Here is a 22,755-nt window from a genome sequence, read left to right on the forward strand (position 1 = left end):
GAAGTGAAACGACGCATCGCCGATGGTAGTGTGGGGTCTCCCCATGTGAGAGTAGGTCATCGTCAAGCTCCTATCCCAAAACCCCTGGTCAGCGATGACCAGGGGTTTTGCTTTTGCGCGCGGAAAAAGGCGTGCTTCCTGTTCACCTTGCCGAAACCCTCCTGGCATGTCCTCTTTCGCGTCTAGCGTAGCGAGAGTCCGGGGGGATCCGCATGGCGCTGGCGCTCTTGCGTTCGCCGTACCGATCCCGATCCGCGAGTTAGAGCCTCGCTTCGAGGAGAAAGACGAAAGGTGGCTTCCGATGAAGGGAATCGCTTGATTTACTGTATGAATAAACAGTATCTTGAGCGCTCCCCCCTTCGTGGCCATCCCTGTTGGCCATCCCAAGGCAGCTCGTCTCTCGAGCTGCCTTTTTCTTTGTCTCAATGGAAATCCCGGCTGCGGACGTCCAGGCCGGTGAGTAGAGGGGTCAGGTCATGCAGGCGCCCTGCGATGACGTGGCGCACCTCGCCGGAGGACTCCAGGATGCCCTCCACCTGCAGCAGCCGGGACTCGAGGAATGGCCGCCTCTGCCGCTCGGCGAGGTCGTGCCGGACCACCACGTTGAGCATGCCGAACTCGTCCTCCAGGGTGATGAAGGTAATGCCGCTGGCGGTCTGTGGGCGCTGCCGGCCGACCACCAGGCCGGCGACCCGTATCGGTCGTCCATGTCCCAGTTTCGCCAGTTCGCGGGAGTCGCGGCAGCGGCAGGCCTTGAGCTGTCCACGCAAGAGTTTCAGCGGATGCGGGCCGAGGGTGGTGCCGAGGAGAGCGTAATCGCTCAGCAGTTCCTCGCCGCGCGAAGGCAGCGGCAGGCTGACCGTGGTTTCTTCGATGACGGTCCCTTCGGCGAACAGTGGCAATTGCGGCTCGACGCTGGCGACGGCCCAGCGCGCCTTGTGCCGGTGTCCGGCGAGACCGCGCAGGGCGCCGGCATCGGCCAGCAACTCCAGGGCCCGGGCGTCGAGCCTGGCGCGTCGGCCGAGATCGTGCACGTCGAGGAACGGCTGGGCCTCCCGGACCTGCTCGATACGCCTGGCATCCTCCTCGCGAAAGCCTCGGATCATCCGCAGGCCGAGGCGTATGGCCGGTTGCGCCTGGCCGAACGGCTCCAGGCTGCAATCCCAACCGCTGTGGCGGACATCCACCGGGCGTGTCTGCAGGGTGTGGCGGCGGGCGTCCTGGAGCAACTGGTCGGGGCTGTAGAAGCCCATCGGCCAACTGTTGATCAAGGCGCAGGCGAAGGCCGCCGGCTCGTGACGTTTCAGCCAACTGCTGGCGTAGGTGAGCAGGGCGAAGCTGGCGGCGTGGGATTCAGGGAAACCGTAGCTGCCGAAGCCTTTGATCTGCTCGAAGATGCGCGCTGCGAAGTCGGCCGCGTAGCCCTTGGCGAGCATGCCCCGGGTCAGCCGCTCGCGGTGGTGTTCCAGGCCGCCATGACGCTTCCAGGCGGCCATCGAACGACGCAGTTCGTCCGCCTCGCCCGGCGTGTAGTCGGCGGCGACGATCGCCAGTTCCATGACCTGTTCCTGGAACAACGGGACGCCCAGGGTACGTTCGAAGACCTTCTCCAGTTCGGCCGATGGATAGGCCACCGGCTCTTCACCGTTTCGCCGGCGCAGGTAAGGATGCACCATGTCGCCCTGGATCGGCCCCGGCCGGACGATGGCGACCTGGATCACCAGATCGTAGAACTTCTGCGGGCGCAGGCGTGGCAGCATGGCCATCTGTGCGCGCGATTCGATCTGGAACACACCGATGGTATCGGCGCGGCTGATCATTTCGTAGGTGGCCGGGTCTTCGCTCGGGATACTGGCGATGCTCAACCGCTTGCCGCCGCGCAGCGCGTGGATCAGGTCGAAGCTGCGGCGCAGGGCGCTGAGCATGCCCAGGGCGAGGACGTCGACCTTGAGCAGGCCGACCGCGTCGAGATCGTCCTTGTCCCACTGGATCACCGTGCGCTCGGCCATGCTGGCATTCTCCACCGGGACCAGGGTGTCCAATGGCTGTTCGGAGATGACGAAGCCGCCGGGGTGCTGCGAGAGGTGGCGCGGAAAACCGATCAACTCGTCGGTCAGGGCCAGCACCCGGCGCAGGATCGGACTCTGCGGATCGAAGCCGGCCTCTTCCAGGCGTTCGGCGCTGGGGGCCTGGTCGCTCCAGCGGCCGCAGCAGTTGGCCAGGACGTCGACCTGCTCGGGCGGCAGACCCAGGGCCTTGGCTACGTCGCGCACCGCGCCGGCGCCGTGGTAGGTGCTGACCACCGCGGTCAGCGCCGCGCGCTGGCGTCCGTAGCGTGTGAAAACGTACTGGATGACCTCCTCGCGGCGCTCGTGTTCGAAATCCACGTCGATGTCCGGTGGTTCGTTGCGCTCGCGGGAAAGGAAGCGCTCGAACAGCAGGTTGGTCCGGTCCGGGTCCAACTCGGTGATGCCGAGGGCGAAGCACACTGCCGAGTTGGCCGCCGAGCCGCGGCCCTGGCAAAGGATTTTCCGGCCCCGGGCGAAGGCGACGATGTCCTGCACGGTGAGGAAATAGCTTTCATAGCCCAGTTCGGCGATCAGCTCGAGTTCTCTCTCGATCTGCTTGCGGACCTTGGCGCTCGCGCCGTTCGGCCAGCGCCTGGCGATGCCCTGTTCGGTGAGATGGCGGAGCCATGACGCCGGGTCGTGTCCGGCCGGTACCAATTCGCGTGGGTACTGGTATTTCAGCTGTTCCAGATCGAACCGGCAGCGTTCGGCGATCTTCAGGGTTTCCGCCAGCAGGGCTTGCGGGTAGATCCCCTGCAGGGCCTCCAGGGTACGCAGGTGGCGTTCCCCGTTGGGGAAGAGATAGGCGCCGGCCTCGCTGACCGGCAGATGGTTGCGGATCGCTGTCATGCAGTCCTGCAGGGCTCGCCTGCCGCGGGCGTGCATGTGGACGTCGCCGCAGGCCACGGGCGGTAGCCGGAGATGCGAGGCGAGCGCGAGCAGTTTGTCCAGGCGGGCATCGTCATCGGCGCCGCGATGCAACTCGACGCCCAGCCAAAGGCGCTGGGGGAAGCGTTCGCGGAGCCAGGCAGCCTGCTCGTCCCCATGGTCGTTCGGCAACCAGATCGCCAACAGGCCGGCGAGCGGCTGTTGCAGGTCTTCGCGCAGCAGCCGGTAGTGGCCCTTGTCGGCTTGTCGCCGGCCGCGGGTGATGAGGCGACAGAGGTTCTGGTAGCCCTCCAGGTCCTCCGCCAGGAGGACCAGCTTGGGCCCCTGTTCGAGGCGGATTTCGCTGCCGACGATCAGTTGTACCTGGTGCTCCCGCGCCGCCTGCCAGGCCCGTACGATACCGGCCAGGCTGCATTCGTCGGTGATCGCCAGGGCCCGATAGCCCAGGCGCGCTGCACGGGCGAAGAGTTCCGTGGCGCTGGAGGCGCCGCGCTGGAAGCTGAAGTTGGACAGGCAATGCAGTTCGGCGTAGGCGCTCATGCGAACCAGCCATGCAGCCACAGCGGCCCCTCGCTACCGACCTCGCGATAGACCCAGGCACGTTGTCCGCTGCGGGTTTCCACCAGGTAATAGTCGCGGCGGATGTCTTCGCCATCCCACCAGCCCGACTCGATCCGCTCCGGGCCGGCCAGCACGGTGGGCAAGGCCTCGCCGAGGGGGCGTGGCTCCACCAGCAGCCAGCCGGGTCGGAGGCCGCAGGCTGCCGGCGATTGCGCCCTGTCGCAGCTGTGCGGCCGCCAGCTTCGCTCCGGACGGTGTTCGGCGACGGCGCTCAGGCCCTGTACCGCCTCGTCGCCCAGCCGCGCGCGCAGGCGTTCCCGCAACTGTTCCCAGCCGAGATACTGCTGTGGGCGCTCGTCGAACAGTTCGCGGTGCTGCGGCGTGAAAGGAGGCAGCTCGCGGGCCTCCAGGCGCACGGCATGCACGGGGGCGGGCAGTTGCAGCTGTTCGAGACGGCCGCGGGTCAGTTCGAAGAGCATGGCCGCCTCGCGTTCGGCGCTGAGCAGGCCGACCGTGACCTGGCTGTCGGCGCGCCCGTGATGTTCCAGGTGCAGGGTGAAGCGCTGCACGCCGCTGTCGCGTCCGGCGAGAAAGGCGGCGAGATCGGCGCTCAGCCGTCGCAGGGGGAAGAGCAGGGCCTGGTGCGATTCCACGTCGAAATTGAGTTCGATGCGCAGGTCGAAGGTGTCCGGCGGCCGGTAGTGCTCCAGCGCCAGCGGGCTGCGGCCGCAGAGGCGGTCGATGTGCAACAGCAGTTCGGCCGGGAAGCGACGGGCCAGGGCGGCGCGCGGCAACTCGAGGACCTGGCGCAGATGGCGCAGTCCCATGCGTCCGAGGGCGACGGCCAGCTCCCGCGAGAGTCCCAGGCGGTCCAGCGGAAGGGCGGACAACTGGCGTTGCAGCGCTGTCTCGTCCTCGATGGCCAGGCCGTCGTGGCTGTTCGCCAGGACCCTCGCCGCCACCGGGTTCGGCGCCAGGCACAGGCGATGGCGGAAGCCCAGCGCCGTGAGTTCCTTGCGCAAGCGGGCCTCGAAGCGTGGCCAGGGGCCGAACAGGGCAAGGCTGGACTGCACTTCCAGCAGCAGCGCACGCGGATAGTGCAGGCTGACCTGCGAGCTGAAACCGTAGGCCCAGGCGGCGAGGAAGGCCTGCCAGCGCTCCACGGCGGCGAGGTCGTATTCCGCCGTGGCGAAGTCCCGGCTCAGGGCCTGGGCGGCGATCAGCGATTGACCGGGCTTCAGGCCGAGCGCGCGTGCCGCTGGGTTGACCGCCTGCAACTGCCGGCGCTGCGCTGGGCCGCCGAGCAGCGCCAGCGGTGCGTCGGGATTGCTCCGTTGACGCAGCGCGCTGTCCATGGCCAGTTGCGGCAGGAGAATGCAAGCCCAGAGCATGGCCGCCTCATTGCCAGGCGCTGGCCGGCAGGGCGGTCGCCGGCGCGAGGCCGCCCCGGCACTTGAGGATGCGCAGGCGTGGGGGGCGGGTTTCGATGCACAGGCGTAGCGCTGCCGGCGAAGGGTTGACCGCTTCGCGCAGGGGGCGATAGGCGAAACCCAGGGCCTGACCGCTTTCGGCGGCGACCTGGAGGCGGCGCAGGGCGCGGTCGTCGGCCTGCTGCGGCCAGCACAGCACTGCGGCGCAACTGCCCGAGCGCAGGCACTGTTCGGCAGCCCACAAGGCGTCGCGTCCGCTGGCCTGCAACAGGACCAGGTGGCGCAGGTCGACCGCGGCGGCCAGCCAGGCCTGCGGATAAGGTACATAGGGGGCGCCGACCAGGACGACACGACGTTGCGCCTGGGTCAGGCGAGCGAGGGTCGGCATCAGTAGTTGCAGTTCGCCGACACCGTCGCGGGCATGGAGGATTTCGTTCAGGGCATGCTCCGGCCAACCGCCGCCGGGCAGCAGTGCGTCCAGGCGCGCATGCCCGGTGGGCAGGGAAGCGCCGGCCGGTACGGCGGACTGGCCTTTCCAGATCCTACGTGCGTCGAGCAGCGCACTCAGCGCTATGCCATTGCCTCGTCCGGCGACGGCTGCGGGTGGGGAGATGTCGGCTACGGATGAAAGGGAGGCCAAGGAAATAACTCGAATGCTGTATGTAAATACAGTATTTGCTGTAGTCCTTTTCTGGTCAATGGCAGTCGGTCGGCATCCTTTCATGTGACACTGAGATTCAATAACTAATATAATTGAGAATCGTTATTGATCCTGGGCGCGCTATGTCGGCCCAGTGCGTTCCGTCCCTCGAAAGGAATTCCCCTATGGATACCCTGGCCCCTGAATCCACTCGGCAAAACCTGCGTTCGCAACGCCTCAACCTGCTGACCAACGAGCCGCACCAGCGCCTGGAGAGCCTGGTGAAAAGCAAGGAACCCTTCGCCAGCCGGGACAATTTCGCCCGCTTCGTCGCCGCCCAGTACCTCTTCCAGCATGACCTGGAGCCGCTTTATCGCAACGAAGCGCTGGCCCGCCTGTTCCCCGGCCTGGCTTCCCGCGCCCGCGACGACGCCGCTCGTGCAGACCTGGCGGACCTCGGCCATCCGGTGCCGGAGGGCGACCAGAGCGTGCGCGAGGCCGACCTGAGCCTGGCCGAGGCACTGGGCTGGCTGTTCGTTTCCGAAGGTTCGAAGCTGGGCGCTGCGTTCCTGTTCAAGAAAGCCGCCGCGCTCGAACTCGACGAGAACTTCGGCGCCCGCCATCTGGCCGAACCGGAAGGCGGCCGCGCGCAAGGCTGGAAGAGCTTCGTGGCGATCCTCGACGGCATCGAGCTGAACGAGGAAGAAGAGCGCCTGGCCGCCAAGGGCGCCAGCGATGCCTTCAATCGTTTCGGCGACCTGCTGGAGCGTACCTTCGCCTGAGGGGCGTTCCTTGTCCTTTGATCGGCGGCCAACCTCGCCGACGACGATTGCCCCGGCCTGGTTGCCGGGGTTTTCTGTCTTGCGCCGCCGGCCAGGAGCGCGGACCTGCGGAGACCCTTAGCGAGGCGGCCGCTGCGCTTCCACTGAGTTGCCGAACGAGGTGCCCAGGCGAATGCGCGTCGCCGATTGGTTGTACAGGCCGAGCTGGTTTGGCGGACGCCGGACGATGGCGGCGGAATCCAGCTCCTGTTCGCGGCGGGTCCTGGCCGCGCTGTCAGGATCGGTCATCTGCTGGCTCAGGCATTCATAGGACAAAGCCTGGTAGCCGTTGACCTCGGTGTTGATGCAGTTCGCCGGCGGCGTCGGCTCGTCGGCCAGGGTGGCGTTCATGGCCAGGCCCAGGATCAGGGCCGGCAGAACCTGCGATGAACGGTGCATGGCGATTCTCCCGCGCTGGGATGGTGGTTTCCCGCTTATACGGCAATCGGTGAAAACATGTCACCGCAGGTACCGTCACACCACAGTCACACAGTGCCATCAGGATGTCCCTCCTGGGTGATGGCCATCTGGCCTGAACCGGGTAGTTCGGACTGGAATCCGTTGATGTCGATCCTCGGGGTGGCAAGGTCGTGCGCAGTGTCGTTGCTCGGTCTCGGCATGCTGCTGCCGGCGTCCGGCGCCGTGCCGGGCGATGGCGGCAGGCCGCCGTTGCGCCTGGCGGTGCACGCGTTCGATATTCCTCCGCAGAGCCTGGCATCGGCGCTGGTGACCTACAGCGGGGTGACGGGAATGGCGGTTCTGGTGGATGGCGAGCTGGCTCGTGGACGGCGCTCGGCCCGCTTGCAGGGGCGCTTCACCGCCAGCGACGCCCTGACCCGACTGCTCGGCGGAACCGGCCTGATGGCGCGCTACACCAGCCAGGAAGCGTTCACCCTGCTGCCGGCGCAGGCCGTCAGGAACGCTGCGCCGCTGCCGGCAGAGATGCCGAAGGTCGAGCAGCCGCTGGATCGGCGCTACGCGGGAGCGGTCCAGGCGGCGCTGGAAGAACAGTTGTGCCGCTCGCCGCGCACTCGTCCGGGTACCTATCGCGCGGTGCTGCAACTCTGGATCGGTCGCTTCGGCGAGGTTCGCCACAGTCGCCTGCTCGGTTCGACCGGCGACCCGCAGCGGGACAGCGCCCTGGTGGAAAGCCTGCGCGGCGTGCGGGTGATGCAGGCGACGCCCGCTACGCTGGCCCAGCCGCTGACCATCCTGTTGCTGCCGAAGACGACGGGCAAGGCCATGGAATGCAAGCTGACGGAGGGAGTGGGAGGGTCATGAGCGATTCGCGGCAAAGCGCGATGGTGAAGCTGTTCCTCGCCTCCTACGACGACTTCAAGGCGCGCTTGAAACGGCGCCTGGGCTCCGAGGACCTGGCGTGCGACGTGCTGCACGAAACCTACCTGAGAGTCGACCGGCTGGATGATGCCCTGGAGGTCAAGAAGCCCCAGGCCTACCTGTTCCGTATTGCCCTGAACATTGCCGCCGACCGCCGCGAGGGCGACGCCCGCCTGCTCACCGGGGAGGAGGTGGCGGAGCTGTTGCAGGTGGCCGACGAAGGCCTCGACCCGGAGCGCATCGTCGGCGGTCACGCCGAGATCCGTCGCCTGCTGGAGGCGCTCTGCGAACTGCCGGCGCGGCGTCGGCAGATTCTCATCGCCTCGCGCCTGGAAGAGACGCCGCATGCGGAAATCTCCCGTCGCTTCGGCATTTCCACCCGCACCGTGGAGAAGGAACTCAAGGCCGCCCTGTGGTTCTGCGCGGAGCGCCTGGAAAGAAAAGTCATCCAGAGGTTCGGTCCCGGGGCCGGAAAACCGTCATAAGCATAAGCAGGTGGAAAACCGCCGCCATATCCCTCCCATGAGCCATTCCGGTGTCCGTACAGCACAGTCATGACAGCCTCAGACTCCGCCGCCGATGAAACCGGCGACCTTCGCCACGAAGCGCACGCCTGGGTGATCAGCCTGACCTCCGGACGCGTCACCCAGGGCGACGCGCGGGCCTTCCGCCAGTGGTGTGCGCGCAGCCCGCAACACCTGCGAGCGTTCGTCGAGGCGCGCGATCTCTGGCAGGCACTCGGCAGTGCCGCCGCTCTGCCGCTGGAGTCGCCGGCCGTGGCGCAGATCGCGCCGAGGCGTTTCGGTCGTCGCTGGTTCGTCGGCGGTGCGCTGGCCGCCTCGGTGGCGTTGTTCGTCTTGCGCCCGTCGCTGCTCGACCATGGCCTGGGCGGCGCCGACTACGTCACGGCGGTCGGCGAGCAGCGCCAGGTGCAGGTGAGCGGCGAGACGCGGATCGAGATGAACACCCGCACCCGCCTGAACGTGCGGCGCAATCAAGAGCAGCAGGAAACCATCGAACTGCTCGGCGGCGAGGCCGAGATCATCGCCAGCCACCCGCCGCAGAGCAGCCTGCGGGTGATGGCCGGGAGCGCCTGGCTGAGCGCCAGCCGGGCCCGCTTCAACGTGCGCAGCAGCGGTGACGTCTGCGTGGTGACCTGCCTGGAGGGCAGCGTGCGGCTCGAACACCTCGGCCAGCGCCTGGACCTCCAGGCCGGCCAGCAGCTGACCTTCGACGAGCGACGCAACGGTCCGCCGGTGCCTTTCGACGTTGCCGAGGTGATGGCCTGGCGCGAGCGCATGCTGGTGTTCAACGACGTACCGTTGGCCACGGTGATCGACGAAATCAACCGCTACCGTCCCGGCATGCTCCTGCTGCTGGACAAGGCCCTTGGCCGACGCCGGGTCCAGGCCCGTTTCAGCCTCGATCAACTGGCCGACGTGGCGACCCTGATCCGCGATGCCTATGGCATCGAGGTCACCCGCCTGCCGGGCGGGGTGGTGCTGCTCGGCTGAGCCACCGCTTCATTGCAGGGCCACCACCCGTCGATAGCGCTCCACGCCGTTGCGGGTGACCCGCGACAGGCTGATCTCCAGTCCGCTGGCGCGGACTTTGCTGCGTGCCGGCAGGCGCGTCCAGCCCTTTCCCGGCACCCAGGCACGGATCTCGAACCGACTCACGTCGTCCAGCACAGCCACCCGCTCCGCCAGCGGCGGCAACGGCAGGCGGTCGCCGCTGGGCGAGGCGGCGCGGTAGAGGATCTTGCCCTGTCGCCACCAGCGCACGCGCTGCAGCGGCGCGCCTGGCTCGGTACTGGCGCGGACGATGTCCAGGCGCAATGGAATCTCGCTCAGGCGCTTCAGTGCGAGTCCGGGCGGCAGGCTGTCGCCGGCCCGGATCGGCTCGTCGCCGCTGGGCAGGCCGGTCTCCTCCCGGATGGCGCTGTGCAGGGCGATGTCGCGCTCCAGCTGGTTCAGCGCGCGCAGTAGCGCGGCGCCCTGCTCGGTGCTGTCCTCCAGGTGCGCGCTGGCCCGGGCGATGCTGTCCAGGCCGCGCCAGGCCATCAGGCTGACGATGGCCATGAGCATGATCGCGACCATCACCTCGATCAGGGTGAAGCCGGCTTGCCGGCGCCGCGTCGTCGCGCGTTCAGTGTACCCGGACATGGCCGTTCGCCTCGCGCAGCACGGTGACGCTGTGTTGGCCGTCGGAGAGCGTTATCCGCAACGGCGCGCCGATCCATTCGGCGTCCAGCAACACCGGTCGCGGCGGGCGCACGCTGACCCGCAGCGGCGCGGCCTGCCAGTCGCGCGCGCGCAATTCGGTGTCGGCGGCGAAGGCGTCGGTCTTGCCGCGATAGGCCTGCGGGCTGAAGCGATAGCCCTTGGCGCTGGGCTGCCAGAGGATCGGCGTACCGCGTACCCGCGCTTCGCCCTGGGCTATTTCCAGCAACCGCGCCAGGCGCGCGGCATCCTGGCGCAGCAGGCCCGTCGGGTCGGGGCGGGCGCTCAGGCTGATGGCCGCCGTGGCGATGCCGACGATTACCAGCACCACCATCAGTTCGATCAGGGTGAAACCGCCTTGCCGGGGTCGCCTCACCGGATGCCGCTCCGCGAAGAGAGAGGTTTCCAGAGTGCCCGACGAAGATGATCGGCGTGTGAAACATAACGGAGAGAATTCCGCGCTAGGCTGGTGCCGGGGCGCCGTTCGTGGCGCCCGTCGCCCATACGCCAGGAGAGCCCGCCATGCCGGCCATGCCCCGTATCGATCCGCCCCGCCTGGTCCAGTTCGCCGCCGTGCTGGCGATCCTCGCCGGCCTGCTGTTCTGGGGCTATCTGTTGCTGGCGCCGATTCCCGGCGTGGTCCAGGCCGAGGTCGCCGACGTTCCGCCGCCCAGCGGCGAGGACGCCGCTCAACGCTGGTTCGCGGCGCCTTCCGGTGAGGTCGAGGTGCAACTGGCGGGATTGATCAGCGGTGGTCCCGCGGCGATCGCCATCCTCTCGGTGAACGGCGCGCCGGCCCAGGCCTATCGCGAGGGCGAGGTCCTGGCACGTGCGGCGAAGGTGCGGCGGATCGAGGCCGACGCGGTGCTCATCGAGCAGAACGGCGAGGTTCGCCGGGTGGCCATGCAGCGGCTCGCCGAACCGCCGCCGCTGGCTACCCTCAAGCGCGGTTGAGATCACCGGGAGCGGCTCAGCAGGGTGTTCAGGCGCGCCAGCGGCACCGCCTGTTCGCGCTGCGTGCGCACACGGATTTCCACCCACAGTAGCGCGGGGTCGTCGGTGGCCTCGACGCGTTGTTCGCAGTACAACCGCAGGCGGCCCTGGGAGCATTCGAAATCACTGTTTCCCGGAGCCGTGCCGACGCCCAGGCGTAGCTCGGCGAGCCGGCTCTCCGCTGCCAGCAGGGCCAGCGACTTGTCGCGCAACAGACCATTGCCGTCGGTCATCAGGCCCACCGCGCGGATCGCCGCGGCCAGGGCGATGGCGACGATGGCCAGCGCGACCAGCACTTCGATCAGGGTGAAACCGCGGGAAGACAGGCGCGTGGACATCGCGGAAAGGTCGGCGAAAGGGGACTTCCAGGCTAGCCGGGAAATCTGACCGATCCCTGACAAAAGCTCGGGAGGGCGCTCCCGCGAGCCATCCCCGGCGCCTGCCGGAAAGCCCGGCTCCAGGGCCTTGCGGGCGCCTCCGGAAGAGCGGCGCACCCGAGGATTTTCAATATCGTTGACATATCTTCCTGAAACAATCCGCGGCGAATCGAACCATGCCGAGGAGTGTCGAGATGGATGTCGTGCAGTTCAGCTCCAGCCCGAAAGGACATCGGGGACAGCGGGGCTTCACCCTGATCGAGATCATGGTGGTGGTGGTGATCCTCGGCATCCTCGCCGCGATGGTGGTACCCAAGGTGCTCGACCGTCCCGACCAGGCCCGTGCCACCGCGGCGCGCCAGGACATCTCCGGGCTGATGCAGGCGCTCAAGCTCTACCGCCTCGACCAGGGCCGCTATCCGAGCCAGGCGCAGGGCTTGAAGGTGCTCGCGGAGCGTCCTGCCGATGCCTCGGCGAGCAACTGGCGCTCGTACCTGGAGCGCCTGCCCAACGACCCCTGGGGCAAGCCCTACCAGTACCTGAATCCCGGCGTGAACGGCGAGATCGACGTGTTCTCCCTCGGCGCCGACGGGCAGCCGGGCGGCGAGGGCATCAACGCCGACATCGGCTCCTGGCAGCTCTGAGCGCGCCATGAACGGTCATCGCCAGCGCGGCATGGCGATCATCAGCGCGCTGCTGATCGTCACCGTGGTCGCGGTCATAGCCGCCGGCCTGATCGCCCGCCAGAGCGCATTCATCCGCGCCCTGGAAAGCGAGCAGCTACGCATCCAGGCCGGCTGGATGCTGCGCGGCGGCCTGGAATGGAGCCGCCAGTTGCTGCTCGAGGACAGCCGCCGCGACCCGCTGACCCGCCTCGACCAGCGCTGGGCGCAACCGATGCGTGGCTTGCGTCTGAGCAGCGCCGAATTGCCGTTCAACGGCCAACTGGAAGACGAGCAGGGCAAGTTCAACCTGCGCAACCTGTTGGTCGACCAGCGCCCCGATCTCCAGGAGCGAGCGAACTTCGAACGCCTCGCCGGTCTGCTCGGCGTGCGCCCGAAGGAGACGCGGCTGATCGTCGAGCGGGTACTCGATTCCTATGCACGGCTGCCCGCCGAAGCGCCGCCGGCCGAGACGCAACCCGCAGGCTTCGACAGCGGCCGCGAGACTTCGCCGGGCGCCGTGTTGCGTGCGCTTCCGGCGCGCATGCCGGCGCTCAGGCGTCTCGACGACCTGGCCCGGCTGGGCATTCCGCCGGCGACCCTGGAACGCCTGCGGCCCTACGTCACCATCCTGCCCGAAACCACCTGGATCAACGGCAACACCGCGCGCGCCGAAGTGCTCGCCGCCTGTGTCCCCGGCCTCGGGCTGGACCAGGCGCGGCGGGTGCTCGGCGAGCGCGACCGGGGCCGCTGGTTCCTCAATCGCGGCGACTTCGTCAACCGCCTGAACATGCCGCAATTGCAGGCGCAGTCGGTGAAGGTCGGGATCACCAGCGACTGGTTCCTGCTCACCGCCTATGCTCGGCGCGACCGGCAAGAGGTGCGCCTGCAAGCCCTGGTGCAGCGCAAGGCCGGTGAAAGCACGGCGGTCAACTGGGTGAGGGTGGGCTCATGAAAGCCACCTGGCGTTGCCTGCTGCCGCCGCTGAGCGAGTTCGCCGAGGCGGCGCCGCTGCATTGCCTGCGCCTGGATGCGCGCGGCGCGGTGCAGGAACGAATCGAGGCCTCGCTCGCGGAACTGGCGCGGCGACGCCAGGGGTTGCCGGTGGCGCTGTTCCTGCATCCGCGCGATTGCCGCCTGGTCAGTCTCGAACTGCCGGCGCTGCCTGCGGCGAAGCTCGCCGCCGCGGTGAACTGCGCGGCCGAGGCGCTGGTCCTCGGCGATCCGGCGCAGCTACGCCTGGCCCACGGCCCGCGCGGCGCCGACGGGCGCCTGACCTTGGGGTGGTTGGAGGCGTCGGCGCTGGCCTCGCTGGAGCAGGCCGTGCAGCGGCTGCGGCTCGACGTGCGGGAGGTGCAGGCCGCGCCGTTCCTCCTGCCGTTGCGCGATGACGCTTGGGTGGCCGGCGAGTGGGACGGCCATCTGCTGTTGCGCCGCTCGCTGAGCGACGCTGCGGTCCATCCCTTGCCGGAGCAGGGCCTCGCTGAGGTCCCGCAGGAGTTGCGACTGTTCTGGCTGGGCGAGCGACCGGCGTGGCGCTCCGCAGCCCTGGAGCGGGCCGAGGCGCTGGACGAAGCGCTGCGCTGGAGCGGGCCTGCCAGTCCGTGGGGATTGGCGCTGAAAGCGCCGGCGACGAGCGCCGGCAACGGCACCTGGAAGATGCCCCTGATCTGCGCTGCCCTGGCCTTGCTGGTGTGGGTCGCCGGTCTGAACCTGTACGCCGGGCAACTGGCCGGGCAGGGCCAGTCCTTGCAACGGCAGAGCAGTCAACGCGTGCAGCAGGCCTTCCCGGAACTGCCGGTGGTGCTCGATCCGCTGCGCCAGGCTCGCGAGCGACGCGACGCCTATCTGGCCGGCAAGGCCGATGGCGATGCCGTACCGGGGCTGGCCGCGCTGCTGCATGGCGCCGGCGAGGCGATGCCGTTCCTCGCCGGGCGCCTGCAACGACTGGACTACCACGCCGGCGAACTGGACCTGGAGCTGCTGCCGGGACCGCCAGGCGGCGATGCCGCTGCCTGGCAGGGCGAGTTGGGCAAGCACGGGTTGCAGGCCGATGCCTCCGACAAGGGCTGGCAGGTGCGCGCCATGGAAGCGCCGCCAGCGCCGGCCGCTGGCGCGGCAGACAGTGGCACTGCCGAGGCGGCTGCCGATGAAGATGAATAAGCGCCTGGCGGGCCTACTGAATACCCCGGCGCAGCGCTGGAGTCCCCTGCTGCTGCGGCTGCAGGCCTACTGGCGGCAACTGGCGCCGCGCGAGCGCAAGATTCTCGCCGGCGGTGGCCTGGCGCTATGCCTGGCGCTGACCTGGCAAGTGTTCATCGATCCGCCGCTGGCGCGGATCGAGCATTGGCAAGCCGAGCTGCCGCGCCTGCGTGCGCAGGCCGCGGCGGTGGACGGCGTGTTGCGCGAGGTCGAGGCGTTGCGCGGTCCGACCCTGAGCGGTACGGCGGACGCCGAGGCGATCCGTCGCAGCCTGCGCGATCAGGGACTCGACGGTTTCCAACTGGACGCCCCGCAACCGGGCCAATGGCAACTGGACTTCGCCAGCGTGTCCGGCGAGGCCTTGCTGCGCTGGCTGGCGCGCAGCCCGGCGGCGTTGCGCCTGAGCGTCAGCGAGGCGCAGGTGACGCGTCTTGACGCTCCTTCCGAGGAGCGCTCTGGCTCTTCGAGCGAGCCGTCCGGCGGGCTGGTGTCCGCCTCGATCCATTTGCAGTCGTCTTCCGCTCCCAAGGATTCCCCATGAGGCAATCAGCTTTCCACCATGCCCGGCGTCGTTGGCCTGTACTGGGCGTGGCGCTGGGCGCGCTGCTGGTCGCGGCGTGTAGCGAGACGCCGAAGGTCCCCGGCGTGCCCCCGGCCGACGAGGAAGTCGGCCGGCCGCTGAGCAGTGTCCGCTCCGGTGCGCCGTTGCGCAGCGCCGACGTCCGCGAGCGGCCCCAGGCCGAGCAGGCCCGCCGCGCGCTGAGTGCCGGACGCGGCGTGGCGCGCTCCGGTGGCGTGGCTCCGGTCTCAGCGACAGCGGCCGAACTCGGCGAGCAGCCGGTCAGCCTGAATTTCGTCGATACCGAGGTGGAAGCGGTGGTGCGCGCGCTGTCGCGCGCCACCGGCCGGCAGTTCCTGGTCGACCCGCGGGTGAAGGGCAAGCTGACCCTGGTTTCCGAAGGCCAGGTGCCGGCGCGCACCGCCTACCGCATGCTCACCAGCGCCCTGCGCATGCAGGGCTTCAGCGTGGTCGACGTCGACGGGGTCAGCCAGGTGGTGCCGGAGGCCGACGCCAAGCTGCTCGGCGGGCCGGTCTACGGCGCCGACCGGCCGGCGGCCAACGGCATGGTCACGCGGACCTTCCGCCTGCGCTACGAGAACGCGGTGAACCTGATCCCGGTGCTGCGCCCGATCGTCGCGCAGAACAACCCGATCAATGCCTATCCGGGGAACAACACCGTGGTGGTCACCGACTACGCGGAAAACCTCGACCGGGTCGCCGGGATCATCGCCAGCATCGACATCCCCAGCGCCAGCGACACCGACGTGGTGCCGATCCAGAACGGTATCGCGGTGGACATCGCCAGCACCGTCTCCGAACTGCTCGACAGCCAGGGCAGCGGCGGCGCCGAGCAGGGCCAGAAGACCGTGGTGCTCGCCGACCCACGCTCCAACAGCATCGTGATCCGCTCGCCGAGCCCCGAGCGCACGCAATTGGCGCGCGACCTGATCGGCAAGCTGGACAGCGTGCAAAGCAATCCCGGCAACCTCCATGTGGTCTACTTGCGCAACGCCCAGGCGACCCGCCTGGCCCAGGCCCTGCGCGGGCTGATCACCGGCGACAGCGGCGGCGAGGGCAACGAGGGCGACCAGCAGCGCGCGCGCCTGAGCGGCGGCGGCATGCTCGGTGGCGGCAACAGCGGTACTGGTAGCCAGGGCCTGGGGAGCAGCGGCAATACCACGGGCAGCGGTTCCAGCGGGTTGGGCGGCAGCAACCGCAGCGGCGGCGCCTATGGTGCGATGGGCAGCGGCCAGGGCGGCGCCGGACCCGGTGCGATGGGCGAGGAGAACTCGGCGTTCTCCGCCGGCGGGGTCACCGTACAGGCCGACGCCACCACCAACACCCTGCTGATTTCCGCACCCGAGCCGTTGTACCGCAACCTCCGCGAAGTCATCGACCTGCTCGACCAGCGCCGCGCCCAGGTGGTGATCGAAAGCCTGATCGTCGAGGTCAGCGAAGACGACTCCAGCGAGTTCGGCATCCAGTGGCAGGCCGGCAACCTCGGCGGCAACGGCGTGTTCGGCGGGGTCAACTTCGGCCAGTCGGCGCTGAACACGGCCGGCAAGAACACCATCGACGTGTTGCCCAAGGGGCTCAACATCGGCCTGGTGGATGGCACCGTGGACATCCCCGGGATCGGCAAGATCCTCGACCTCAAGGTGCTCGCCCGGGCGCTGAAGAGCCGCGGCGGCACCAACGTCCTGTCGACCCCGAACCTGCTGACCCTGGACAACGAGTCGGCGAGCATCATGGTCGGCCAGACCATACCCTTCGTCAGCGGCCAGTACGTCACCGACGGCGGCGGTACCAGCAACAACCCGTTCCAGACCATCCAGCGCGAGGACGTCGGCCTGAAGCTGAACATCCGTCCGCAGATCTCCGAGGGAGGAACGGTCAAGCTCGACGTCTACCAGGAGGTCAGCAGCGTCGACGAGCGCGCCAGCACCGCCGCCGGGGTGGTCACCAACAAGCGCGCGATCGATACCAGCATCCTCCTCGACGACGGCCAGATCATGGTCCTCGGCGGCCTGTTGCAGGACAACGTGCAGGACAACACCGACGGCGTTCCCGGACTCTCCAGCCTCCCCGGCGTCGGCTCGCTGTTCCGCTACCAGAAGCGCTCGCGGACCAAGACCAACCTGATGGTCTTCCTGCGTCCCTACATCGTCCGCGACGCCGCCGCCGGGCGCAGCATCACCCTCAACCGCTACGACTTCATCCGCCGCGCCCAGCAGCGCGTGCAGCCGCGCCACGACTGGAGCGTCGGCGACATGCAGGCTCCGGTGCTGCCGCCGGCGCAGCAGGGCATCCCGCAGGCCGCCTACGACTTGCGCCCGAGTCCGCGGCCGCTGCGCGCGGTACCGCTGGGCGAGGCGGCGCCGCTATGAGCCTGCTGCCCTACGCCTGGGCCAAGGCGCAGCGCGCCTTGCTGCGGCCGGGCGAGCATGGCGCGACCCTGCTGGTCAGCCCGCGGACGCCCGGCTGGGCGATCAGCGAGGTGCGCCAGCGGCATGCGCTGGCCAGCCTGGAGAGCGTCCGCGACGACGAGCTCGACACCCTGCTGGCCAGCGCCTACTCCGATACCGGCAGCGCCGCGGCGGTGGTCGGCGCGGCGGAGAGCGAGGTCGACCTCGACCGCCTGATGGACGATATCCCCGAGGTTACCGACCTGCTCGACACCCAGGATGGCGCGCCAGTGATCCGCATGATCAACGCGCTGCTGACCCAGGCCGCGCGCGATGAGGCCAGCGACATCCACATCGAGCCCTTCGAGACCCATTCGGTGGTGCGCTACCGCGTCGACGGCGCCCTGCGCGACGTGGTCGCGCCGCGCAAGGCGCTGCACGCGGCGCTGGTGTCGCGGATCAAGATCATGGCGCAGCTGGATATCGCCGAGAAACGCCTGCCCCAGGATGGCCGCATCGCCTTGCGGGTAGCCGGGCGGCCGATCGACATTCGCGTCTCCACCGTGCCCACCGGCCACGGCGAACGGGTGGTGATGCGCCTGCTCGACAAGCAGGCCGGACGCCTGAGGCTGGAGACTCTGGGCATGGCCCCGGGCGTGCTGGCGCCGCTGGACAACCTGATCCGCCAGCCGCACGGCATCGTGCTGGTCACCGGGCCCACCGGCAGCGGCAAGACCACCACCCTCTACGCCGCCCTGGCGCGGCTCGACGCCAGCACCAGCAACATCCTCACCGTCGAGGACCCGGTGGAGTACGACCTGCCGGGGATCAGCCAGATCCAGGTCAACGCGCGCATCGAAATGACCTTCGCCGTAGCCCTGCGGGCGATCCTCCGGCAGGACCCGGACATCATCATGATCGGCGAGATCCGCGACCTGGAGACCGCGCAGATCGCCGTGCAGGCCTCGCTCACCGGGCACCTGGTGCTGGCCACGCTGCACACCAACGACGCGGTGTCGGCGGTGACCCGGCTGGTGGACATGGGCGTCGAGCCGTTCCTGCTCGCCTCGTCGATGCTTGGCGTACTCGCCCAGCGCCTGGTGCGGCGCCTGTGCACGCATTGCCGGGTCGAAGAGGACGGCGGCTGGCGCGCGGTCGGCTGCCCGGCTTGCAACCAGACCGGCTACAGCGGGCGCACCGGCATCCACGAACTGTTCGTGATCGACGACGAGATCCGCCGCCTGGTCCACCAGGGCCGCGCCGAGCAGGATCTCCGCGAAGCCGCCCGCGCGGCTGGCATGCGCAGCATGCGCGAGGACGGCGAGCGCTGGATCGCCAGCGGCTCCACCACCCTGGAGGAAATCCTCCGCGTGACCCGGGACGCCTGATGCAGACCTTCCGTTACGAAGCCGCCGACGCTCAGGGCCGGATCGAGACCGGCACCCTGGAGGCGGACAGCCAGCGTGGCGCCCTCGGCCAACTGCGCGCCCGCGGCCTGACCCCGCTGGAGGTCCGCGAGCAGGCTGGCGGCGGGACCGGGCAAGGGGCGGGCGCGCTGTTCGCCCCGCGCCTGTCCGACGGCGACCTGGCCTGGGCCACCCGCCAGCTGGCCAGCCTGCTGGCCGCCAGCCTGCCGCTGGAGGCGGCGCTGAGCGCCACCCTCGACCAGGCCGAGCGCAAGCACATCGCCCAGACCCTGAGCGCCGTGCGCAGCGACGTGCGCGGCGGCATGCGCCTGGCCGACGCCCTTGCCGCACGGCCGCGGGACTTCCCGGAAATCTACCGGGCGCTGGTGGCGGCGGGCGAGGAGTCCGGCGACCTGGCCCAGGTGATGGAGCGCCTGGCCGACTACATCGAGGAACGCAACGCCCTGCGCGGCAAGATCCTCACCGCGTTCACCTACCCGGCGGTGGTCGGCGTGGTCTCCATCGGCATCGTCATTTTCCTCCTCGGCTACGTGGTGCCGCAGGTGGTCAGCGCCTTCTCCCAGGCGCGCCAGGACCTGCCGGCGCTGACCCGGGCGATGCTCCAGGCCAGCGACTTCGTGCGCGCCTGGGGCTGGCTCTGCGCCGGCGCCATCGGTAGCGCTTACTGGGGCTGGCGCTTGTACCTGCGCGACCCGCAGGCGCGGCTCGGCTGGCACCGGCGAGTGCTGCGCCTGCCTCTGCTCGGTCGCTTCGTGCTCGGGGTGAATACCGCGCGCTTCGCCTCCACCCTGGCGATCCTCGGCAGCGCTGGTGTACCGCTGCTGCGCGCGCTCGATGCGGCGCGCCAGACGCTGGCCAACGACTGCCTCGCGCAGGCGGTGGAGGAGGCCACCGCGCAGGTTCGCGAAGGTGTCTCGCTGGCCTCGGCGCTGCGCACGCGGCAGGTGTTCCCGCCGATCCTCACCCACCTGATCGCCAGCGGCGAGAAGACCGGTGCGCTGCCGCCGATGCTCGACCGCGCGGCGCAGACCCTGTCGCGCGACATCGAGCGCCGCGCCATGGGCATGACCGCGTTGCTCGAGCCGCTGATGATCGTGGTCATGGGCGGGGTGGTGCTGACCATCGTGATGGCGGTGCTGATGCCGATCATCGAGATGAACCAACTGGTCCAGTAGTCCGTGCCTGAACAAGCCTTTCCCGTGCTGGGCGATTAACCGCTCGCGGCTATCCGCCGTGGGGATGGGGCGTCTCAGCAGTCTTCCGAAGAGAGGTATCGGCGGATAACGCCGCTGGCGTAATCCGCCCTACGGGTGGGCTTGTGCAAGCCGGCCTTCCTCTCGCTGTCATCAACCCGTGTGGCCCCTCGCCAGGGCTCGGGTGCATGTTTCAGCGAGGTTGCCCCGAGGGCGCGCCATGGCCGTCGCGGGCCGGCCGCCGGGAGGCGCTCGCGGAACCTCGCAGGTCCCGCGAAAAGGCCCGGCGCAGAGCCTGCGAACACCCGAGGAAAGGCTGCGAAAACAATTCGATGCTCCCGAGATTTTTTCCCCGATCTGTCACCGGAACTTGCGAGTTTTATCCCCAGCGGCCCCTTCGACCGGCTAGGGATGCAAAGCCCGGCAAGCACGGCGCCGCCTCATGCAAGACGACTTCCTCAACGTACCAACACCACGATGAAAGGAGATTCTTCATGTTCAAGCGCTCTCTGATCGCTGCCTCGCTGAGCGTGGCCGCCCTCGTATCCGCCCAAGCCATGGCCGTCACCGGCGGTGGCGCTTCCCTGCCGGCCGAGCTGTACAAAGGCTCCGCCGACAGCATCCTGCCGGCCAACTTCAGCTATGCCGTGACCGGCAGCGGCACCGGCAAGAACGCTTTCCTGACCAACAACTCCTCGCTGTTCGGCACCACCGGTACCGTTCACTATGCCGGTAGCGACTCGGTCCTCAGCGGTAGCGAACTGACCACCTACAACAGCAACTACAACGGCACCTACGGTCCGCTGATCCAGATCCCGTCGGTAGCCACCTCGGTCACCGTGCCCTATCGCAAGGACGGCAACACCACGCTCAACCTGACCAGCGCCCAACTCTGCGACGCCTTCTCCGGCGCCAAGACCACCTGGGGTCAACTGCTGGGCACCACCGACAGCACGCCGATCCGCATCGTCTACCGCACCGGTAGCAGCGGCACCACCGAACTGTTCACCCGCCACCTGAACTCGATCTGCCCGACTCGCTTCGCCACCAACTCGACCTTTACCAACGCCCGTCTGCCGGCCGGCGGTACGTTGCCGAGCAACTGGGTTGGCGTCGCCGCCACTTCCACCGTGGTGTCGACCGTCAAGGCAACCAACGGCTCCCTCGGCTATGTCAGCCCGGATGCGGTGGACATCAACAGCAACGCCGAGGTTTCCCGTGTGAACGGCAACCTGCCGACCCAGGCTAACGTTTCCACTGCCCTGGGCAGCGTGGCTCCGCCGGCCAACGCCGCCGACCGTGCGGACCCCAGCAAGTGGGTTCCGGTGTTCACCAATCCGAGCGCCGGCTACTCCATCGTCGGTTACACCAACTTCGTCTTCGGCCAGTGCTACAAGGACGCCAGCGTTTCCACCGACGTCCGCGCCTTCATCAACAAGCACTACGGTGGCACTACCACCAACGCCGCAGTTGCCGCCCATGGCTTCATCCCGCTGACTCCGGCCTGGAAGAGCGCCATCGTGAGCGCCTTCTACACCGGCACCAGCGAAAACCTGGCCATCGGCAACACCAACGTCTGCAACACCAAAGGCCGCCCGTAAGCGCTTCGCCTAGGCGAATCGATACGAGGACCGGCAGCCCTATGGCTGCCGGTCTTTTTTCTTGTGGGGAACCCAGGAGGTTTTCATGCTCAAGCCAATGTTTGGCGTCGTTGCTCTGACGCTCTTGACCAGTCATACAACGCTGGGCGCTACGGTGACCGGCGGTGGTGCTTCCATGCCGGCCAAGTTGTACAAAGGTTCTGCCGACAGCATCCTGCCAATCAACTTCAGCTATGCCGCAAGCGGCAGCGGCATTGGCAAGACCGCTTTCCTGATGAATAACCCCATGCTGCTTGGCGCTACTACCGGCACCGTCCACTACATTGGTAGTGACTCGATCTTGAGTAGCAGCGAACTGAGCGCCTATTCAACCAACTATAGAGGCGCATATGGTCCACTGATCCAGATTCCATTGGCGGGTACCGCAGTAACCATTCCTTACAAGAAGCCCGATATTACCGACCTGAACCTGACCAGTGCCCAGCTCTGCGATGCCTTTTCCGGCGCCAAGGTCACTTGGGGGCAACTATTGGGGAACCCCGCCGACCGTACGCCGATTCGTATCGTCTACCAGCGGGGCGGCAGTGGAGCCACCGAGTTGCTGACCCGCCACCTGAACTCGGTCTGCCCGACTCGCTTCGCCACCAACTCGATCTTCACGAACGCCCGTCTGCCGGCCGGCGGTGCGCTGCCGAGCAACTGGGTGGCAGTACAGCCTTATGAAAGTGTCAGGAATGCCGTCGACAATGTGTCAGGCTCGATCGGCTATGAGGGGCCTGATGGTGTGGACCTGAGCGACAATTCAAAGATCGCGCGAGTGAATGGCTTGCTCCCTACTCTAGCCAATCGCGTGATCGCTGTTCGTAGCGTGGCTCCGCCGGGTGTCGCTGCAGATCGCGCCGATCCGAGCAAGTGGATACCGGTCTTCGTCAACCCGAACGCAGGCTACTCCATCGTCGGCTATACCAACTTTGTCTTTGGCCAGTGCTACAAGGATGCCACTGTTGCCGCCGACCTGCGTGCCTTCCTTACCCAGCATTATGGCGGCACCACTACAAATAGAGCGGTAGCTGACCACCGTTTCGTACCCCTGGTCGCTTCCTGGAAGAGCGCCATCATGAGCGCCTTCATCACTGGTACCAGCGAAAACCTCGCGATCAACAATCCCTCCGTCTGCAACGGCAAAGGGCGTCCATGAGTGACCTGGCATGACGGTGGCTGAAATCCGGCTGCCGTCGTGTTTCCGTTCGCCCAGGCTCCTCGCTCCGCTCCATGAACTTTCCATGACAAGTCTTCGGCCCACCCTCCGCCAGGCCGTCTACCAGTAACGGGCGTCGTTGCGGGCGCCCGACCGACTTCATGCT

General features: G+C 68.1%; 21 protein-coding genes. 14 read left to right on the forward strand and 7 right to left on the reverse strand.

Annotated elements, in window-relative coordinates; translation table 11 throughout:
- Positions 1 to 422: 422 nt before the first annotated feature.
- The 3 genes from dnaE2 to imuA are packed head-to-tail and all read right to left on the reverse strand — an operon-like array spanning position 423 to position 5,522.
- Complete coding sequence (gene dnaE2 / locus LJF27_RS29735) at positions 423 to 3,518, reverse strand: error-prone DNA polymerase (protein WP_073654164.1); 3,096 nt, start codon at positions 3,516 to 3,518, stop codon at positions 423 to 425.
- On the reverse strand, positions 3,494 to 4,909 hold the full coding sequence (locus tag LJF27_RS29740; protein WP_023116732.1) for a Y-family DNA polymerase: 1,416 nt from the start codon (positions 4,907 to 4,909) through the stop codon (positions 3,494 to 3,496). Before LJF27_RS29740 ends, dnaE2 begins: the two co-directional genes overlap by 25 nt.
- Positions 4,910 to 4,916: 7 nt before the next feature.
- Complete coding sequence (gene imuA / locus LJF27_RS29745; RefSeq protein ID WP_031628694.1) at positions 4,917 to 5,522, reverse strand: translesion DNA synthesis-associated protein ImuA; 606 nt, start codon at positions 5,520 to 5,522, stop codon at positions 4,917 to 4,919.
- Between the two features lie 251 nt (positions 5,523 to 5,773).
- Here imuA and pigA point away from each other — a divergent pair, with 251 nt between their 5' ends.
- Positions 5,774 to 6,370: a biliverdin-producing heme oxygenase PigA gene (gene pigA / locus LJF27_RS29750; RefSeq protein ID WP_003085321.1), complete on the forward strand. Its 597-nt coding sequence runs from the start codon at positions 5,774 to 5,776 to the stop codon at positions 6,368 to 6,370.
- Positions 6,371 to 6,487: 117 nt separating this feature from the next.
- On the opposite strand, the gene LJF27_RS29755 is transcribed toward pigA, so the two are convergent.
- A complete protein-coding gene (locus LJF27_RS29755; RefSeq protein WP_003455167.1) occupies positions 6,488 to 6,808 on the reverse strand; it encodes a hypothetical protein in 321 nt (106 codons plus the stop codon).
- Between the two features lie 165 nt (positions 6,809 to 6,973).
- On the opposite strand from LJF27_RS29755, the gene vreA reads away from it, so the two are divergent.
- The 3 genes from vreA to vreR all read left to right on the forward strand — a co-directional run bounded on the left by vreA (position 6,974) and on the right by vreR (position 9,261).
- Positions 6,974 to 7,690 (forward strand): TonB-dependent outer membrane receptor VreA, encoded by a 717-nt coding sequence (vreA, locus tag LJF27_RS29760; protein WP_003120815.1) that lies wholly within the window; start codon positions 6,974 to 6,976, stop codon positions 7,688 to 7,690.
- On the forward strand, positions 7,687 to 8,232 hold the full coding sequence (vreI, locus tag LJF27_RS29765) for an RNA polymerase sigma factor VreI (protein WP_003085329.1): 546 nt from the start codon (positions 7,687 to 7,689) through the stop codon (positions 8,230 to 8,232). Before vreA ends, vreI begins: the two co-directional genes overlap by 4 nt.
- Before the next feature lie 69 nt (positions 8,233 to 8,301).
- Positions 8,302 to 9,261 carry an anti-sigma factor VreR gene (vreR, locus tag LJF27_RS29770; RefSeq protein ID WP_003141154.1) on the forward strand — a complete coding sequence of 320 codons (960 nt, stop codon included), beginning with the start codon at positions 8,302 to 8,304 and terminating at the stop codon, positions 9,259 to 9,261.
- 9 nt (positions 9,262 to 9,270) lie between these two features.
- Here the strand turns inward: vreR and LJF27_RS29775 are convergent, their stop codons facing one another.
- Together LJF27_RS29775 and gspH are read right to left on the reverse strand one after the other, a co-directional pair.
- Positions 9,271 to 9,912, reverse strand: coding sequence for a PulJ/GspJ family protein (locus LJF27_RS29775; protein ID WP_010793836.1), 642 nt, complete (start codon positions 9,910 to 9,912; stop codon positions 9,271 to 9,273).
- The gene (gene gspH, locus LJF27_RS29780) at positions 9,896 to 10,345 is read right to left on the reverse strand and encodes a type II secretion system minor pseudopilin GspH (protein ID WP_003111910.1); all 450 of its coding nucleotides are present in this window, start codon (positions 10,343 to 10,345) and stop codon (positions 9,896 to 9,898) included. The genes LJF27_RS29775 and gspH overlap by 17 nt, the downstream gene beginning before the upstream one ends.
- A 146-nt stretch (positions 10,346 to 10,491) precedes the next feature.
- Here gspH and LJF27_RS29785 point away from each other — a divergent pair, with 146 nt between their 5' ends.
- Positions 10,492 to 10,923 carry a type II secretion system protein N gene (locus tag LJF27_RS29785; protein WP_004366502.1) on the forward strand — a complete coding sequence of 144 codons (432 nt, stop codon included), beginning with the start codon at positions 10,492 to 10,494 and terminating at the stop codon, positions 10,921 to 10,923.
- A gap of 2 nt (positions 10,924 to 10,925) precedes the next feature.
- Here LJF27_RS29785 and gspI read toward each other — a convergent pair whose 3' ends face one another.
- Positions 10,926 to 11,300, reverse strand: coding sequence for a type II secretion system minor pseudopilin GspI (gene gspI / locus LJF27_RS29790; RefSeq protein ID WP_003455149.1), 375 nt, complete (start codon positions 11,298 to 11,300; stop codon positions 10,926 to 10,928).
- Positions 11,301 to 11,533: 233 nt separating this feature from the next.
- Here gspI and gspG point away from each other — a divergent pair, with 233 nt between their 5' ends.
- From gspG to LJF27_RS29835, 9 genes are all read left to right on the forward strand, one after another.
- Entirely contained in the window at positions 11,534 to 11,983 is a 450-nt protein-coding gene (gspG, locus tag LJF27_RS29795) for a type II secretion system major pseudopilin GspG (RefSeq protein WP_003085349.1), read from the forward strand.
- A gap of 7 nt (positions 11,984 to 11,990) precedes the next feature.
- Positions 11,991 to 12,956 carry a type II secretion system minor pseudopilin GspK gene (gene gspK, locus LJF27_RS29800; RefSeq protein ID WP_003085351.1) on the forward strand — a complete coding sequence of 322 codons (966 nt, stop codon included), beginning with the start codon at positions 11,991 to 11,993 and terminating at the stop codon, positions 12,954 to 12,956.
- Complete coding sequence (gspL, locus tag LJF27_RS29805) at positions 12,953 to 14,164, forward strand: type II secretion system protein GspL (RefSeq protein ID WP_009315210.1); 1,212 nt, start codon at positions 12,953 to 12,955, stop codon at positions 14,162 to 14,164. The genes gspK and gspL overlap by 4 nt, the downstream gene beginning before the upstream one ends.
- Positions 14,151 to 14,744, forward strand: coding sequence for a type II secretion system protein M (locus LJF27_RS29810; protein ID WP_003111906.1), 594 nt, complete (start codon positions 14,151 to 14,153; stop codon positions 14,742 to 14,744). Before gspL ends, LJF27_RS29810 begins: the two co-directional genes overlap by 14 nt.
- Positions 14,741 to 17,152: a type II secretion system secretin GspD gene (gene gspD, locus LJF27_RS29815; protein ID WP_009315212.1), complete on the forward strand. Its 2,412-nt coding sequence runs from the start codon at positions 14,741 to 14,743 to the stop codon at positions 17,150 to 17,152. The genes LJF27_RS29810 and gspD overlap by 4 nt, the downstream gene beginning before the upstream one ends.
- On the forward strand, positions 17,149 to 18,558 hold the full coding sequence (gene gspE, locus LJF27_RS29820; RefSeq protein ID WP_023116731.1) for a type II secretion system ATPase GspE: 1,410 nt from the start codon (positions 17,149 to 17,151) through the stop codon (positions 18,556 to 18,558). Before gspD ends, gspE begins: the two co-directional genes overlap by 4 nt.
- Positions 18,558 to 19,772, forward strand: a complete 1,215-nt coding sequence (gene gspF, locus LJF27_RS29825; protein WP_023115542.1) for a type II secretion system inner membrane protein GspF — start codon at positions 18,558 to 18,560, stop codon at positions 19,770 to 19,772. The genes gspE and gspF overlap by 1 nt, the downstream gene beginning before the upstream one ends.
- Before the next feature lie 512 nt (positions 19,773 to 20,284).
- The gene (gene lapA / locus LJF27_RS29830; RefSeq protein WP_023103485.1) at positions 20,285 to 21,391 is read left to right on the forward strand and encodes an alkaline phosphatase LapA; all 1,107 of its coding nucleotides are present in this window, start codon (positions 20,285 to 20,287) and stop codon (positions 21,389 to 21,391) included.
- 85 nt (positions 21,392 to 21,476) lie between these two features.
- Positions 21,477 to 22,589: a substrate-binding domain-containing protein gene (locus LJF27_RS29835; RefSeq protein WP_003112720.1), complete on the forward strand. Its 1,113-nt coding sequence runs from the start codon at positions 21,477 to 21,479 to the stop codon at positions 22,587 to 22,589.
- The last annotated feature ends 166 nt before the right edge of the window (positions 22,590 to 22,755 follow it).

Source organism: Pseudomonas sp. 203-8, assembly GCF_020708595.1.
GTDB classification, from domain to species: domain Bacteria; phylum Pseudomonadota; class Gammaproteobacteria; order Pseudomonadales; family Pseudomonadaceae; genus Pseudomonas; species Pseudomonas aeruginosa.

What these genes read in the sequence shown, in the direction of transcription:
- LJF27_RS29740 (WP_023116732.1), bottom strand. Translation starts at nt 4,909, where the DNA reads ATGCTCTGGGCTTGCATTCTCCTGCCGCAACTGGCCATGGACAGCGCG.
- pigA (WP_003085321.1), top strand. Translation starts at nt 5,774, where the DNA reads ATGGATACCCTGGCCCCTGAATCCACTCGGCAAAACCTGCGTTCGCAA.
- LJF27_RS29755 (WP_003455167.1), bottom strand. Translation starts at nt 6,808, where the DNA reads ATGCACCGTTCATCGCAGGTTCTGCCGGCCCTGATCCTGGGCCTGGCC.
- vreA (WP_003120815.1), top strand. Translation starts at nt 6,974, where the DNA reads ATGTCGATCCTCGGGGTGGCAAGGTCGTGCGCAGTGTCGTTGCTCGGT.
- vreI (WP_003085329.1), top strand. Translation starts at nt 7,687, where the DNA reads ATGAGCGATTCGCGGCAAAGCGCGATGGTGAAGCTGTTCCTCGCCTCC.
- vreR (WP_003141154.1), top strand. Translation starts at nt 8,302, where the DNA reads ATGACAGCCTCAGACTCCGCCGCCGATGAAACCGGCGACCTTCGCCAC.
- LJF27_RS29775 (WP_010793836.1), bottom strand. Translation starts at nt 9,912, where the DNA reads ATGTCCGGGTACACTGAACGCGCGACGACGCGGCGCCGGCAAGCCGGC.
- LJF27_RS29785 (WP_004366502.1), top strand. Translation starts at nt 10,492, where the DNA reads ATGCCGGCCATGCCCCGTATCGATCCGCCCCGCCTGGTCCAGTTCGCC.
- gspI (WP_003455149.1), bottom strand. Translation starts at nt 11,300, where the DNA reads ATGTCCACGCGCCTGTCTTCCCGCGGTTTCACCCTGATCGAAGTGCTG.
- gspG (WP_003085349.1), top strand. Translation starts at nt 11,534, where the DNA reads ATGGATGTCGTGCAGTTCAGCTCCAGCCCGAAAGGACATCGGGGACAG.
- gspK (WP_003085351.1), top strand. Translation starts at nt 11,991, where the DNA reads ATGAACGGTCATCGCCAGCGCGGCATGGCGATCATCAGCGCGCTGCTG.
- gspL (WP_009315210.1), top strand. Translation starts at nt 12,953, where the DNA reads ATGAAAGCCACCTGGCGTTGCCTGCTGCCGCCGCTGAGCGAGTTCGCC.
- LJF27_RS29810 (WP_003111906.1), top strand. Translation starts at nt 14,151, where the DNA reads ATGAAGATGAATAAGCGCCTGGCGGGCCTACTGAATACCCCGGCGCAG.
- gspD (WP_009315212.1), top strand. Translation starts at nt 14,741, where the DNA reads ATGAGGCAATCAGCTTTCCACCATGCCCGGCGTCGTTGGCCTGTACTG.
- gspE (WP_023116731.1), top strand. Translation starts at nt 17,149, where the DNA reads ATGAGCCTGCTGCCCTACGCCTGGGCCAAGGCGCAGCGCGCCTTGCTG.
- gspF (WP_023115542.1), top strand. Translation starts at nt 18,558, where the DNA reads ATGCAGACCTTCCGTTACGAAGCCGCCGACGCTCAGGGCCGGATCGAG.
- lapA (WP_023103485.1), top strand. Translation starts at nt 20,285, where the DNA reads ATGTTCAAGCGCTCTCTGATCGCTGCCTCGCTGAGCGTGGCCGCCCTC.
- LJF27_RS29835 (WP_003112720.1), top strand. Translation starts at nt 21,477, where the DNA reads ATGCTCAAGCCAATGTTTGGCGTCGTTGCTCTGACGCTCTTGACCAGT.